Genomic DNA, 14,347 nt, shown 5'->3' with positions numbered 1-14,347 from the left:
TCTAGCGAGAGTCATTAAAGTCGAGGCTTATCGAGATTAGAGTCCTGTTTTATATGATGAGCTCGAATTCGAAAGCTGATCTATGTTAGATATGAAGCATGGAACGTTTTCGTCAAATGTGGTCGTTCATCTCTTCATTGGGATTAAGGAAATCCGTTTGCCCTCATTTGGCCAAAAGAATCGTTATCACCAATCAGCTGGCCTTTACCATCGCACTTATTACGACTCCTTACATATTCATTTTTAGTCTGGCAGGCAGTTTTGTTTTAGGTGCACTTGTCACGTTTGTGGTTCTTGGATACCTGTTGGTCCTTTTTGTGAACGCCAAGGGGTACTATACGGTAGCTCGGTATGTGATGTTGTCTGCGGGATGGCTTGCCGTTTCGTCATACGCCGTAGTCATTGGCGAGGCCTCAGGTATAGCTTTATATTTTTTAGCCATCCTTTGTTTTCCGTTCATACTGTTTGAACCAGGCAAAAGAATAAACATCGTGGCAAGTCTCGCGATTACCGTTGCACTTTACATTTCAATCAATGTCCTGGGCAACTCCACAGGACCCTTAGTGGAATTCTCGCCACTAGTTCTTAAGATTATTTTTCATTCAATAGTGTTTTCAACGGCAGCCACAATTGTAGCGGCTCTTACCTATCTCTACGTAGTGAACCATCAAAAAGAACGAGATCTGGAGCGAGCCAATCAGGCGAAGAGCAATTTTTTGGCTACCATGAGTCACGAGATTCGAACTCCAGCCGGTGTCATTGTTGGATTCTCAGAGCTTATTTCATCTGGAGATCTACCTGCTCGTGAAATCCAAAATGCCACCCAGATCATTCATCGAAATGCAGGCCATCTGATGGATCTCATAGATGGCATTCTTGATGTTTCAAAAATTGAAGCTAATGAAGTGGCGCCGATCCCCTCTCATTTTGATTTGTTGGAGTTGATTCGCGAGGTCGTTCAGATGCTTGAAGTTAACGCCAAAGATAAGGGTCTGCAAGTGGCGATAGAAGATGGTGCAGATCTCATAGCGGTACTGTACACCGATAAAACGCGAATGCGACAAATTCTGCTCAACCTTTTAAGTAATGCCATCAAGTTTACTGAAAGTGGCAAAGTCACTATCAATGTCAAAACGCTTGGTGATCAAGTTTGTATAGACCTGATTGATTCGGGCGTGGGGATGGATGAGGAACAAGTCTCAAAATTGTTTGCACCATTTTCTCAAGTGGGTGATTTCGCCAGCCGTAAAGAGGGTGGGGCTGGATTGGGTCTTTATCTTTCAAGAGGGCTGGCTCAAGTGCTTGGCGGTGATGTGACCCTTATCTCAAGTAGCCCCAGTAGGGGCAGCCACTTTCAGGTGTGCGTGGCCACGCGTTTATTTGTAAACGGTGATGGGAAAGACAACGGTACAAGTGAGAGGGGTGTTTCCGATGTGTCTCAGTTGAGGGATGTGAAGTTGCTGCTGGTAGAGGATAATGTTGACAGTAGGGATCTTCTCCAAAGAATTCTCGCGGCTGAGGGAGCTCAAGTGAGTGTGGCTGAAGATGGGATGGCGGCTATAAAGATGGCTGAGGCCATGCCCTTTGATGTGATTCTCATGGACATTCAGATGCCCGTTCTGGATGGATATCGGGCCACGGAAAGAATTCGTGAAAAAGGGTTTAATGGGCCAATTATTGCCATTACAGCTCATGCTCTAAAAGAAAACAGGGATCGCTGTTTAGAGGCCGGTTGCAGTGACTTTTTGAGTAAACCCATTAAGCCTGAAGAGCTTATTCGCGTGGTTTTAAACAGTATTGGCAATTCCAATTCGCATTGATATTAATGAGCGTGTCGTCGGCTTTTATTAGAATTAACAGCTTTTAATTTGAAAGTCGATTTTTGGTGGGAAACGTCGGCGAAGGGCGCATGTGGACAGTATCTGCGGGAGCCAAAGATCTCGCAGGAATAGCCAGTTGGACTCATTTTTATCCGTCAGTGAAGTTTTTGCAGTGCAAAAAGAGGGCAGAATCTGGTAGCTTGGCCGGCTATGAAATTTCTAGTTTTTTGTCTCCCCGTTATTTTCTGTATAGCACCTCTCAAGGCCATGGCTGAGTCTTCGGCCCCGGTTAATATGACGGTGAGTCTGTTGCCGTTAAAGTCGATGATTCAGTTTATCGCGGGCGAATCCGGTTCCCTGTCGGTTATGGTAAAGCCGGGACACAGTCCTGAAACCTATGAGCCCACTCCTCACGAGATGAATCGTTTGCAGAAAACTAAGATTTTTTTTGCAGCAGGTGTTCCATTTGAAAAATCATGGCTCCCAAAACTGCAAAAACTAGTGCCCAACTTACAAGTTGTGCCGCTTGGGGTGCAAAACCCTGATTTAGATCCCCATTGGTGGACGTCCCCCTTGGAAATGGCCCGGGCCGGCCGTATCGTTGCCGAGGTTTTGTCGTCTCGAGATCCAAAAAACGCAAGCGTCTTCGAGGGTCGTGCGGCCACATGGAGTCAGCAGATGCAGCAACTGCATGATAAATTGTCTCAGTTGTTTTCGGGAATGGGGCCCAGCAACTCATTTGTGGTGTATCACCCGGCCTGGAGTCATTTTGCAAAAGCCTATGGTTTAAACCAGGTGGCCATAGAGTCTCATGGTAAAGAGCCAGGCCCAAAAGACCTCGTAAGCACCATTGAGTGGGCCAAAAAAAAGAAAGTCGACACAATCTTTATACAAAAACAATTTTCGAAAAAATCGGCTTCGGCGGTGGCCGATGCTCTGGGCGCCAAATTGGTTGACCTTGATCCTCTTGCTGAAAATTTCGCAGAAAATTTATGGCAGGCGGGAATGGCAATTAAAAAAGGTTTACGATGAATCAGGCTTCACAAGTCATTAGTGTAGAGGACGTTTGGTTTTCTTATCGAAGAAGCGATTGGGTTCTTGAAAATGTTTCTCTTTCAGTGCAAGCCGGTGAATTTATCGGTGTGGTCGGTCCCAGCGGGAGCGGCAAGACTACATTGGTGAAGTTGATATTAGGGTTGTTGAGGCCGCAAAAGGGCGTGGTGAAGGTCTTAAATCGTGAACCCCATCTCGGCGCTAGGAGCGTGGGTTATGTGCCTCAGTTTGCTGCTTTTCCAAGGGAGTTTCCCATTTCGCTGCTTGAAGCCGTGGAAATGGGGCAGCTGGGATTAGGTGTCCATCCCGAGCGTGTTAGTCAGTTGTTATCGCGCCTCGATCTGGATCGAATCAAGTATCAGCCCGTGGCCTCACTTTCAGGAGGGCAGTTACAGCGACTGCTTTTGGCAAGGGCCATGGTTTCCGATCCAAAAATTTTAGTGCTTGATGAACCCACGGCCAGTGTGGATCCAAAGGGCGAAGAAAACATTTTTGATCTGTTGGGTGATTTTCGCAAGCAAGGTGTCACTGTTATTATCGTGTCGCATGATGTGGGATTTATTTCTGAGCATGTAAGCCGAGTGGCCTGTGTGAATAGAACCCTTGTTTGCCACAACACTTCTGAACTCACAGGAGAGGTGATTCGAAACCTCTATGGGTTTCAGGTGGAAGCCATTGAACATGGCTCTCATTCAGGACATAGGCATTAGGGGTAGGTAAAGTGTTTTTTCAGGCCATCACAGAATATGAGTTTTTGCAGAATGCGATTTTTGGTTTGCTGCTAGCCAGTCTAGTGTGTGGGATGATCGGCCCCTTTGTAGTGGTTCAGCGCATTGGATATGTGGCAGGAAGTATTTCGCATACGATGTTAGGTGGTATGGGTGTGGCCTATTATGTGGGATTTTCACCTTTAGTGGGTGGCCTTATCTCTGCCGTGTTGGCTGCCATTGTGGTGGGGTTTGTGGGCAAAGGGTCAGCACAGGGTCGCGATGTGGCTGTGGGTGCCCTTTGGGCCGTGGGTATGGCTGTGGGAGTGTTATTCATCTCCATGTCTCCTGGCTACAATGCAGACCTTATGAGTTATCTTTTTGGGAATGTGTTGATGATCCCCCGAGAGTCTTTGGGGTCGATGTTGCTTTTGGGAGCCTTTGTGGGAGTGTCCATTGGCTTTTTCTACAAGTCTTTTGTGGCTGTGGCCTTTGACGAAGAGTTTGCAAGGCTTCGTGGTATTCCTACCCAGTTTTTTAATTATTTTTTATTGATACTAGTGGCCCTTGCCGTAGTGGTATTGGTGCAGGTGGTGGGTTTGATACTGGTCATAGCCCTGTTGACCTTGCCGGCGGCCGTGGCGTTGTTATTTTCCCAAAGTTTGCGTCACGTGATGGGGCTCTCGATGGTCTTTGGGTTGTTGTTTTGTATGCTGGGGCTTTGGGGGTCGTATCACTTTAATCTGCCATCCGGTGCCAGTATTATTTTGGTGGCGGGCAGTGTTTACTTGTTGGTGTGGGGATTTCGTGGGCTTCTCAAAGAGCGATAAGACCATGAATGCGGGACGCTTGTTCATAGATGGCGATCACTAAATCGCTTGATTCCATATGAATAGTAATGGTGGCGCTCACGTAGTTACCCTTACGAGACGCCCGAAGTTCAATTTTTTCTCCAGGAAACAGAGCTTCCACTTCATTTGTGCGGCTGGCAGGCACAATAAATTTGAAAATATAAGGGCCGGGGAAGTCGTGTTCATCCTCTAAAAGTTCTTTAAATTTCTTTGTTTTCTGGTCGTAAAGCATAACTTAATAATTATAGCTCTAAACTTGAAAAGCTGCCAGAAGAAGTACGATAAGGCCTGACTTTAAAGTTATTGCTCAGGCCTTATACCTGAGGTTTAAGGGTTATTGATGAGGATCACCTCTACGTCTGTGTCGCACGAGGAGGACTCAAGCATCTCATATTGAGTTGGTGTTTTTCGAACGAGATCTAAATCACAGGTCATTTGGATTTCCTCTGAAGGCATAGACACCCAGTCTAGGTGCAGTCGGCTGCAGGGGTTTTCTTGGTCGTCGCCCGTGCAATCGGCCACGATGATCAGATCTTTCTGTTCGGTCAGATAGAACATTTTAAGAGGCATCGGTTCGTCAGTCAGGTCTATGGTGTCAACTTCGCCCATCACGGCGCCGCCCCCTTCATATCGAGCCATGGCATTAAGAACTTGTAGGCCGTGGTAGGTGAAGAGCTCAATTTCTATATTGCGAAATTGAGGTTTCACCATGGGGCTGATTTCGGCAAAGGCCCCTGGGATAAAAAATAATACAGCTGTACCAAGTAAAAACGAACGCATAGTTCCCCCCTAGTGAATGAATAAAAACCTAGGGCATCGGGTACCATGTTGTGCTTTGTCATGCCAATACGAAAGTCTAATGAGGGCTATAAACCACATGATTGACGAGGCGTATTATATTTAGACTAAAAGGGTTAGCGGAGTAGGATAAGGCTTGAAAATCTTTAGAGGTTTCTTGCTTCGTATATTTTAGAGGTGGCCACTTGCGATCGACTTCAGAAAAACTGTTTATCCTATTTTTTTTACCAGCTGTGGTGCTTTTTTATTTAATCTATAAGTACCCCACTTGGTTTGTAGCCGAAGCCGACGTGGCGAGCACATTTTATTGGTTCGGCAAGTCCACCAGTTTTTGGTACAACACGGTCTACACATTTATTGTTTGCTTTATTGCCGGCAAAATTGTTCTGACCGGCAAGACTCCCTACGGAAAAGACAAGCGCAAGCCCCTTAGTCCTTACCAGAAAAAAAAGTTCACGAGCATTTTCTTGGCTCAGCTCATATTTTTTTACCTGGTTCCCTTTTACCTTCCCTACTTAATGAGCGGGAAGGCTTTTTTTGCCGACACCTACGCGCCGCTAAATAAAAATGCCTACGTTTATGTTTACAACGGTTTTACGTCCATGGGTGGATTTGCCTATATTTTTGTGGTGGTCCCGTTGTCGGTTTGGTTTTTTGGTAAACGCTATTGCTCCTGGTTTTGCGCCTGTGGAAATTTAGCCGAAGCCATTGGGGTGACCTCATGGGGCAATAAGTGGGTAACACAGCAAACACCAAGAGGGGCCACTTCGAGAAAGCTAGAATGGATGCAGTATGGGTTTCTGGCATTTGCCGTGGTCTTTGGGCTTGTGCTGCTGTTGCATGGTGCAAAAGTGATTTTGGCTCCAGACCTTGTGGCCTCCTTGCGAGCCTTTCAGGACTTGGCGGTGGATTTGATGTTTGGTGCCCTTATCGGCGTGGGAGCTTACCCGTTTTTGGGAACTCGAATATGGTGCCGGTATGGTTGCCCTCTGGCTGGGATGATGCGCCTTTATGGTAAATACTCGCAGTCGAAGTTTCAAGTTGTCGCCAACGACAAGTGTAAGGGTCTTAACTTGTGCACCACACAATGCCCCATGGGTATTGATGTGGCCAGTTATGCTCATGAGAATAAAGTCCCTAAACAATCGAGCTTTGGCCTGCAAAATAGTCCGTGCATTGGCTGTGGTGGATGTATCGATATTTGCCCGGTCCAAGCTTTGGAGTTTAAAAAAATCTTAAATCCAACAAACCAAGTGAGTCGGTGATGGGCGTAGAACAATATCGAGCTCTTTTTATGTTGGTGTCAGGTGCATCCTTGTTTTTTATCATGTTGCTGGTTTTACGAGGGATGTCTCGTCGAAATCAGGGTGAGAGTGCTCTTGAATTAAAAAGTGAAGAGGGTTGGCATAACAAAGAACAACTCCGCATTGTGGAAATCGTAAATGAAAGTGAAACCATTAAAAGCTTTCGTCTAAGGCGCATGGGTAATAAGCCCATGCCTTCGTTTTTACCCGGCCAATTCATCAGCTTTCAAATTGGTGAGGATGAAAAATTAATTCGATCCTATTCGATTGCATCATCAAGTGAAAGCCGCGCGTCGCTAGTGGTGGCGGTTAAGGCTTTAAAAGACGGCAAAGGCTCGCCTTGGTTTCATAGTTTGAAAGTGGGTGATATGGTTTGGGGCTATCCTCCCAGGGGCCACTTCGTTGACCCTGCTGCGAGTTCAGGGCGGCGAGTGTATGTGGCGGGTGGCGTGGGCATCACGCCGATTTTGTCGATGATTCTCACTCATATTGATGCGGGTCTAAGCGATGAACTGCACTTGTTTTACGGAGTGAGAAATCAAAGCGACTTGGCCTATCATTCATTGTTGCTCGCTCTGAGTGAGCGCCACTTGTTGTTTTCGTACACACCGATTTTGTCCCATGACGAGTCATGGAGTGGGGCGCGTGGATACATAGATTTGCAGTTCGTAAAAAGTAAGGTGCCTCTGTCAAAGCAAGAGAAGTTTTTTATTTGCGGGCCATTGCCGCTCATTGAGGGTTTGACGAAAGAGTTGTTAGATGAAGGTTATTCAGAGGAACAGATTTTGTTTGAAAAATTTGTATCGCCCGCAAGTTTTGACCCGCAGAGTTTGCCCACTCGCCGCGCTTTAATCTCTTACCAAGGGCAAAGCTATCAGTACGATGGACGACAAACCCTATTGGAATTTTTAGAAGAGCAGGGCCAGGAGATCCCCTATTCTTGTCGTTCGGGCGTTTGTGGGTCTTGTAAATGTAGAGTGAAGGGTCAAGTGACAGCCTTTACAGATTCAGGATTGACTCGAAAAGAAGTGGAAGACGGCTACGTATTGACTTGCGTTTCACTGCCTGAGGGCGACCTTGAGCTGGTCTAATTGGGCGGGTCGCTTTCGCGACACCGCCTAATTATCAACAGCATTTCGCACTGACCACACTAACAGTATCACAGGCACTCCCAATAGCGTGGTGATTACAAAAAAGTGACTGTAGCTTAAGGTGTCTACGATGCTGCCAGAGTATCCACCAAGAAGTTTTGGAAATAACGTCATCAGAGAGCTGAAAACAGCATATTGCATGGCTGTAAAAGACACATTGGTCAGGCGAGACAAGAAGGCCACAAAGGCGGCACTGGCAAGGCCAGCGGACATGTTGTCTGCAGAGATCACCACGTAGAGCATGTTTAAGTCGTTGCCCATCTGCGCCAGAGCGAGAAATAGTAAATTAGTCCCAGCCGATAAAATAGCACCGAGTAAGAGAATTCGAATCACGCCAAAGCGAAGAGTGAGAAAGCCTCCTAGAAAACCACCGACAATGGTCATTATGAGTCCGAAGGTCTTAACTACGGCAGCGATTTGATCTTTGCTAAAACCCAGATCTTGATAGAAGACATTGGAGATCACGCCCAAGACAATATCAGAGACACGATAAAAACCCACGACCAGTAAAATCAACACAGCCAGTCGAGAAGGATAGCGGCTAAAGAATTCTTTTAAGGGTTCAAGGTAGGCGGCCGAAAACATTTCAGTTTTAAATAGGGAAATGCGACTCAGAAGGTGGCCGGCGAGTGCGGCTACCGCCACAGCTCCCACTAGTTTGGAGGCGCTGAAGAAAAAGCCCACCAGAATGGGATCGTTATACACTTGGAGAGTGTTTTCAATAAGCGAGTTAATAATTGGTCCTGAGGAGAAAAACGAAAAAGCAAAAATGACGGCCACAATTGCGAACAGGGCGATAAATCGCAAATACTCGCCGGTCGCGTGGGGCGTGGAGGTTTTTTTGCGCACTTCGGGTTCGCGGCAAGCCAGAGCCGATAGGATCCCTACGAGGAGAGTCAATGCCATAGCCATATAAGTGAGCATCCAGGCCTTGTAAGAGTACGCACCCAGTGTCGACCCCAGAGCGCTGGCTATAAAAAGAGCGCCAGCACCAGAAGTGATCATTCCAATTCTGTAGCCCGCAATATAGGTGGCTGATAAAAGAGCTTGTTCTTCGGGGGGAGCCATTTCAATGCGAAGCGCATCAATTACTATGTCTTGGGTGGCTGCGGAAAATCCCAATGCCACGGCCGCAAGGGCCATATTAATAAGTTGATAGGGTCCAGAAGCGCTGGGATCAATCAACGCCATCGCTAAAATAGAGGCCGCGATGGCCAGTTGTGAAAGTATAAGCCAGCCCCGTCTTTGTCCAAGAGTGGTGGTCAGCATCGGGATCGGCAGCAAATCCACAAGTGGGGCCCAAACAAATTTAAAGGAATAGCCTAGTGCCGCCCAACTGAAAAACGTCACATCGCCTCGGTCGACGCCGGCTTCGCGCAACCAAAGCGACAGGGATGAAAAAATCAAAAGCAGGGGAATGCCTGCAGAAAAACCCAGCCCCAGAATAACGAGGTTGCTTCGCTTTATCAGTGCCTGCCAGGTGACCTTGTTTTTTACAGGAATGCTTTTCATGAGATAGAGGTTAGCATGCCCATTTCCAAATGGGAATCGGCTACTTTTATTGAATCAATCAAGCTGTATCTTTGCGGCACTTCTTCGAGCTTTGGCGCGAGCTGAGTCAATGTTATCGCCCAGAGCTAACGACACGCCCATACGGCGATAGGGGCGTGAGTTGGGTTTGCCAAATATTCGAATGTCCACCCCGGGTTCATTTAAAGCCTCAGCAAGGCCCGTCACTTTGGGCGGGATGGGGTTTTCTTTGTCTGCCAGAATGACCTGCGAAGCTGCGGGCCCAAAATATTTAATCTCAGGAATGGGCAGTCCCAATATAGCTCTGACGTGCAAATCAAATTCCGAGAAGTTTTGTGAAATCATAGTGACCATCCCCGTGTCGTGCGGTCTTGGGGAGAGTTCAGAAAAATACACTCTGTCTTTAGTGATAAAAAACTCCACCCCAAAAACTCCAGCGCCACCCAGTCGATCCGTGACGGCTTTTGCCATTTGTTGGGCTTCATCCAATTGATCTTGCAAGATGTCAGCGGGCATCCAAGATTCTTGATAGTCGCCCCGTTCTTGTCGGTGGCCAATGGGATTTACAAAAAGAGTGGGCCCCTGTTTTTGTTTGATTGTTAAAAGAGTGATTTCAAGGTCAAAGGGGATAAATTCTTCCACGATGACTTTAACTGTATCGCCTCGCGCTCCGGATAGCGCCGCACTCCAGCTGTGGGAGATCTCATCTCGGGAGTGGGCTACGGTCTGACCTTTTCCCGAAGACGACATCACAGGTTTAATGACACACGGAAATCCCACCTCGATGGCTTTTAATAAGAGCTCTTCTTCGGTTGAGGCATAGGCAAAGCGCGCTGTGAGTAACCCGAGTTCTCGAGAAGCCACTTCGCGAATGGCATCGCGATTCATTGTGAGGTTGGTCGCTTCGGCCGTCGGAACCACAAATAGGCCGCTGTCTTCAAAGTCTTTTAATTTCTCTGTGCGGATGGCCTCCACCTCAGGGACAATGATGTCAGGTCGATGCTTTTCTACAACGCGAGCGAGTTCGTCGCCATTTAGCATGCTGATCACTTCAAAATGATCAGCCACTTGCATGGCCGGTGCCTGAGGGTAGCGGTCAACAGCAATGACAGTTTGCCCGAGCCTTTGAGCGGCAATGGCCACTTCTTTTCCTAGTTCACCCGATCCAAGTAACATAATCTTTTTTATGTCAGTCACGGGTCGCCTCCCTCTCGAGCAATGAGAGATCATTCATAGCCAATAGAAACTCCATTGTCGACCTATAATTGCGGGGTTGTGTGTGTCAAATGAGCGATGTCAAAGGTGGGATCGGTGCGCTACTATTGAGTCCGGGTAGAGGTTAGGGCGATCCACAGGTTTTAAAACATGTAAGAGATGGCGTTTTTTTTGAAGATTGAAATATCAACGCTTATGTTTTTATCAGAATGGGTGTAGGGTGCACGTCCCATGAAATCGAAAAATATCATAGACATACCAAAAATCACGAGAACGGCTATTCGCGAGATTCCCAAGACATGGCAAAGCTTGAGTAGTACATACATCAGGCCCACGACCAACAAAGAGGTGTTTCATCTCAATACGATTGCAATTGGAGTCGGTGTATTTGCTGGATATGCGGCTATCGGTTTTAGGTATCTGATTGGTTTCTTTCAGAACACATTTTTACATCACCAGATGGACTGGCATTTGATATCGCCTTTGGACCATGTGCGAGGACTATGGTTGTTGCTGATTCTTCCAATGGGGTTGTTGGTGGCCACGTTATTGACACGGTTTTTTGCTCCAGAAGCAAAAGGTCATGGTGTGCCTGAGGTCATTGAAGCGGTGATGACTCGTAGCGGGCGGATGCGGGGGAGAATTGTAGCGATCAAGGCGCTGGCGTCGAGCATAACCATTGCTACTGGCGGATCTGTGGGGCGTGAAGGTCCCATAGTTCAGATTGGTTCTGCCATGGGTTCGGCGATCGGACAATTTTTAAAGCTGGACCCTAAATTACTTAAAACACTCGTGGGGTGTGGTGCTGCCGGAGCCGTCGCGGCTACATTTAATGCGCCCATTGCGGGGGTGATTTTTGCCATCGAAATTATTGTGTTAGAGTTGAAGACAAAATCTTTTGTGCCTCTGGTGATATCTTCTGTGTTTGCAACCGTAGTGTCGCGGTTTCATTTAGGTAACGAACCTGCGTTTTTTGTTCCGCAATACCACTTAAATGGCCCCAATGAACTCATTTTCTATTTGGTACTGGGTGTTCTGGCTGGCATTGTGGGAGTCGTTCTCATCAAGGCTGTGTATGGCTTTGAAGATTTCTTTGCGGGTTTAAAATGGCCATTTTGGATTAAACCTCTTCTGGGCGGAATTATCTTGGCTGCGGTGGCCCTGATATTTCCACAAACCTTGGGCGTTGGATATGAAACGGTATCTTCGGTCCTTCAGCAAGAGAGCACATTCCCACTCATGTTGGGGCTTGTGTTCTTGAAGATTTTTGCAACCAGCTTAACTTTAGCCAGTGGTGGGTCTGGCGGCGTATTTGCGCCGTCGCTCTTTGTTGGCGCTATGTTGGGCGGGGCCTTTGGATATTTTGTGAATTCGTACTTTCCTGGGATGACTGGGGGTTATGGAGGTTATGCCTTGGTCGGAATGGCGGCACTTTTTTCAGCAACAGGACGGGCCACATTTACCGCCATAGTTATACTTTTTGAGATGACCCTTGATTATTCAATCATTTTGCCATTGATGTTTGTGTGTGTTGCTGCAGATCAGGTGGCTTGGGCGATTTCAAAAGATTCGATTTATTCATTGAAGCTTAAACGCAAGGGAATTCGATTTGTAAATGACATCTCAGTTAACGTCATGTCCATCACCTTGGTGCGCGACATTATGACTACGGAGTTGCATTTGGCCCATGAATCCATGACCGTATTGGAGGCGTCAAATAAACTTATTCAATACGGTCACTCCATTTACCCCGTTGTGAATGCCGACCGGCAACTCCTTGGAGTTTTAACGAGTGAGACGTTGCAGCGTTTAGCTTCAAAGCACCCTAAGCAAAAAGTGAGCGAAGTGATGCAGTCTTTTCGTGCCGTGGTTCGAGACGACGACACCGTGCTAAAGGCCATATCTAAAATTGAAAAAACCCGAGACCCAAGGGTTTTGGTGGTGGAGCCAAGAACAAAAAAACTTATTGGTATTGTAAGCCCCATCGATTTTGTTCGATTGAGCTCGGCCGAGGCTGAATGATCAATGGCTGATTTGGTAATGAGTGGTTCCTCAGTAAGGGCTGATTGGGGCACAGTTTCGACTTTTTACCATTTCACATGTCTCCACCAACAATGACAGAAAAGGAACTGTCGTCGGCAGGAAGTGTTCGGAATTTATACTCTTTAGAGAATCCAATTTGTGGGTGTTCTGATTAAGACTTCATTAAATCCTCTTGTTCCACTGGATTTGTTGCGGTAAATCGAGGCGATCACCTAATGTTGTTGTTTTGTATTTCAGTGGCGCTGAGGAGCTAATATGCATGTTTTTGAAAGTCAGGGGCGATTTGTTGTTGTGCTCGAAAAAGGAGAGAAGGTGGCCGAGAAGCTGACCCAAGCTGCGGAAGAATATAACTGGAAAGGCGGGGAGCTACATGCCATAGGTGCCCTTAAGGACGTTGAGCTGGGATATTACGATGCCGAGAAAAAAGAATACATTCGTAAGACTTTTGTTGATGAGTATGAGTTGATATCCATGCATGGTAATGTGTCTTTGAAAAATGGCGACCCCTATGTACATATTCATGCTTCGCTGGGCGATCGTGACTTTGCCGTATTTGGTGGCCATGTCTTTGAGGCGGTGGTGGCGGTGACTTTTGAAGCTTTTGTTGTGCCATTTGGTCAGATGCCAGTGCGAGAGTTTTCGCCAAACATTGGGCTTGATCTTATTTGTCGTCTCTCGCAGTAGGTGCCGCTCAACAGGGGGCCAGGGTTTGGTTGTTTGAAATGACAAGGGGCCCCCATCAATAATTCCATTTGAATCTTTGGCCATTTTCTCGTACCTAGTTCTCCTTTTTGGATGTCCCGCACCCCAATTTCAGGAGAGCAGATTGAAAAAGGTCTTGTTCCTTGTCGTTGTATTTTTGTTATTGAGTCCCACAACTTGGGGCCGCGAAAGCCGGTGTAAGCAACAGCTGATAGTGGGCCATTGGGGCCCAAGTTTTCTTAGCGAACAAGATCTCAGTGAAATATCGTCGTTGCCGTGGGTGGGCCTCGATTTTATCAAGCTCTTTAATGACTTAAAAAAATTAGAAGTGGACTACCGAGGTTTGCCTGTTTCGGGGGCTCGATTTATTGACGAAGCTTATATGTTGTTTCACGACTTTCGTTTTCAGAATTCTTCAGGTCTGCCCGTGCAGTCGCGACTGGGTTTTTTTCGAAAGCACTCCAGAAATGAGATTTTGGTTGTGGTGGCATTTTACAGTGCCAATGGCCTTGTGGGTTTCGGTATTCGATCCGTTTGGCATGACCTTTCCAACGATCTGGCTTTGGAGTTTGAGGGGTTGATGACCCGCGAGGGTTTTTCTGAAACTCGGGGCATTCGCTTTCCGTTTTATGAACGAAGTTACGCATTGGCGCGCAAATTGGGGCTAAAAAAGATAACCACTTTGGCTGACTGGCGCGGGCGTGAACTTTGGGCGCAAGAGGGGTTTCAATTTGATGGGGCAAAAGCCTTTTCTTACAACGGCCGATTGATGACGTCTTTGCAGTTGAGCCGTGTGAATTTTTCGAATTTTCTCAAAGAACGAGGGATAAAAATCAAAGACCTATTGATCGTATCAGAAGAAGGGGCAAGGCGAGTGAAATCGTTGCGCGATTTTAAGACCCCCTTGGATTTTCTGCAGGCTCAACATGTGTCTGGGCAAAAAGTGCTCGTGCGCCCACTGCTTTCAAGTGACAGCAATGGTTTTGTCTACAGTGAGCCAACGGCGTATGATGTGGGGCGAGCCTTTGTCTTAAGCGACTATGTTCGACGTCCGGATCAGATCAATTCAGTAATTCCCGTCGAGTACCCTGATGAAGCCCTCAGCGATCAGGCCATGCCCTTTTGGTACGGGCAGCAGCAACGCCGGCGTTAGGGTACCTGCTTCCTTTTGTG

General features: G+C 47.0%; 13 protein-coding genes. 9 read left to right on the top strand and 4 right to left on the bottom strand.

The window, feature by feature from the left end; translation table 11 throughout:
• Positions 1 to 98 precede the first annotated feature (98 nt).
• From H6626_04025 to H6626_04010, 4 genes are all read left to right on the top strand, one after another.
• A complete protein-coding gene (locus H6626_04025) occupies positions 99 to 1,820 on the top strand; it encodes a response regulator (protein ID USN48266.1) in 1,722 nt (573 codons plus the stop codon).
• Between the two features lie 210 nt (positions 1,821 to 2,030).
• Entirely contained in the window at positions 2,031 to 2,852 is an 822-nt protein-coding gene (locus H6626_04020) for a zinc ABC transporter substrate-binding protein (protein USN48265.1), read from the top strand.
• Complete coding sequence (locus H6626_04015) at positions 2,849 to 3,583, top strand: metal ABC transporter ATP-binding protein (GenBank protein ID USN48264.1); 735 nt, start codon at positions 2,849 to 2,851, stop codon at positions 3,581 to 3,583. The genes H6626_04020 and H6626_04015 overlap by 4 nt, the downstream gene beginning before the upstream one ends.
• Positions 3,584 to 3,594: 11 nt before the next feature.
• A complete protein-coding gene (locus tag H6626_04010) occupies positions 3,595 to 4,410 on the top strand; it encodes a metal ABC transporter permease (GenBank protein USN48263.1) in 816 nt (271 codons plus the stop codon).
• Here the strand turns inward: H6626_04010 and H6626_04005 are convergent.
• The gene (locus tag H6626_04005) at positions 4,397 to 4,663 is read right to left on the bottom strand and encodes a DUF493 domain-containing protein (protein USN48262.1); all 267 of its coding nucleotides are present in this window, start codon (positions 4,661 to 4,663) and stop codon (positions 4,397 to 4,399) included. The genes H6626_04010 and H6626_04005 overlap by 14 nt on opposite strands.
• Positions 4,664 to 4,758: 95 nt before the next feature.
• On the bottom strand, positions 4,759 to 5,211 hold the full coding sequence (locus tag H6626_04000; protein USN48261.1) for a hypothetical protein: 453 nt from the start codon (positions 5,209 to 5,211) through the stop codon (positions 4,759 to 4,761).
• Positions 5,212 to 5,414: 203 nt separating this feature from the next.
• Here H6626_04000 and H6626_03995 point away from each other — a divergent pair, with 203 nt between their 5' ends.
• Both H6626_03995 and H6626_03990 read left to right on the top strand, forming a co-directional pair.
• Complete coding sequence (locus tag H6626_03995; GenBank protein USN48260.1) at positions 5,415 to 6,494, top strand: 4Fe-4S binding protein; 1,080 nt, start codon at positions 5,415 to 5,417, stop codon at positions 6,492 to 6,494.
• Complete coding sequence (locus H6626_03990) at positions 6,494 to 7,624, top strand: 2Fe-2S iron-sulfur cluster binding domain-containing protein (protein ID USN48259.1); 1,131 nt, start codon at positions 6,494 to 6,496, stop codon at positions 7,622 to 7,624. The genes H6626_03995 and H6626_03990 overlap by 1 nt, the downstream gene beginning before the upstream one ends.
• Positions 7,625 to 7,651: 27 nt before the next feature.
• On the opposite strand, the gene H6626_03985 is transcribed toward H6626_03990, so the two are convergent.
• Together H6626_03985 and purT are read right to left on the bottom strand one after the other, a co-directional pair.
• Complete coding sequence (locus tag H6626_03985; protein USN48258.1) at positions 7,652 to 9,196, bottom strand: MFS transporter; 1,545 nt, start codon at positions 9,194 to 9,196, stop codon at positions 7,652 to 7,654.
• Positions 9,197 to 9,250: 54 nt separating this feature from the next.
• Positions 9,251 to 10,444: a formate-dependent phosphoribosylglycinamide formyltransferase gene (purT, locus tag H6626_03980; GenBank protein USN48257.1), complete on the bottom strand. Its 1,194-nt coding sequence runs from the start codon at positions 10,442 to 10,444 to the stop codon at positions 9,251 to 9,253.
• Between the two features lie 216 nt (positions 10,445 to 10,660).
• Between purT and H6626_03975 the strand changes: the two genes are divergently transcribed.
• The 3 genes from H6626_03975 to H6626_03965 all read left to right on the top strand — a co-directional run bounded on the left by H6626_03975 (position 10,661) and on the right by H6626_03965 (position 14,327).
• The gene (locus H6626_03975) at positions 10,661 to 12,451 is read left to right on the top strand and encodes a chloride channel protein (protein USN48256.1); all 1,791 of its coding nucleotides are present in this window, start codon (positions 10,661 to 10,663) and stop codon (positions 12,449 to 12,451) included.
• 276 nt (positions 12,452 to 12,727) lie between these two features.
• A complete protein-coding gene (locus H6626_03970) occupies positions 12,728 to 13,156 on the top strand; it encodes a DNA-binding protein (GenBank protein ID USN48255.1) in 429 nt (142 codons plus the stop codon).
• A gap of 142 nt (positions 13,157 to 13,298) precedes the next feature.
• Positions 13,299 to 14,327 (top strand): hypothetical protein, encoded by a 1,029-nt coding sequence (locus tag H6626_03965; GenBank protein ID USN48254.1) that lies wholly within the window; start codon positions 13,299 to 13,301, stop codon positions 14,325 to 14,327.
• The last annotated feature ends 20 nt before the right edge of the window (positions 14,328 to 14,347 follow it).

It is taken from the genome of Pseudobdellovibrionaceae bacterium (genome assembly GCA_023898385.1).
Lineage (GTDB): Bacteria > Bdellovibrionota > Bdellovibrionia > Bdellovibrionales > UBA1609.
Note: the sequence above shows the minus strand (reverse complement) of the source record. Positions and strands in the feature narration are given on the sequence as shown.

Excerpts from the sequence above, each read along its gene's own strand:
- H6626_03990 (USN48259.1), top strand. The coding sequence starts at position 6,494 with ATGGGCGTAGAACAATATCGAGCTCTTTTTATGTTGGTGTCAGGTGCA.
- H6626_04000 (USN48261.1), bottom strand. The coding sequence starts at position 5,211 with ATGCGTTCGTTTTTACTTGGTACAGCTGTATTATTTTTTATCCCAGGG.
- purT (USN48257.1), bottom strand. The coding sequence starts at position 10,444 with ATGATCTCTCATTGCTCGAGAGGGAGGCGACCCGTGACTGACATAAAA.
- H6626_04020 (USN48265.1), top strand. The coding sequence starts at position 2,031 with ATGAAATTTCTAGTTTTTTGTCTCCCCGTTATTTTCTGTATAGCACCT.
- H6626_04025 (USN48266.1), top strand. The coding sequence starts at position 99 with ATGGAACGTTTTCGTCAAATGTGGTCGTTCATCTCTTCATTGGGATTA.
- H6626_03970 (USN48255.1), top strand. The coding sequence starts at position 12,728 with ATGCATGTTTTTGAAAGTCAGGGGCGATTTGTTGTTGTGCTCGAAAAA.
- H6626_03985 (USN48258.1), bottom strand. The coding sequence starts at position 9,196 with ATGAAAAGCATTCCTGTAAAAAACAAGGTCACCTGGCAGGCACTGATA.
- H6626_04005 (USN48262.1), bottom strand. The coding sequence starts at position 4,663 with ATGCTTTACGACCAGAAAACAAAGAAATTTAAAGAACTTTTAGAGGAT.
- H6626_04015 (USN48264.1), top strand. The coding sequence starts at position 2,849 with ATGAATCAGGCTTCACAAGTCATTAGTGTAGAGGACGTTTGGTTTTCT.
- H6626_03975 (USN48256.1), top strand. The coding sequence starts at position 10,661 with ATGAAATCGAAAAATATCATAGACATACCAAAAATCACGAGAACGGCT.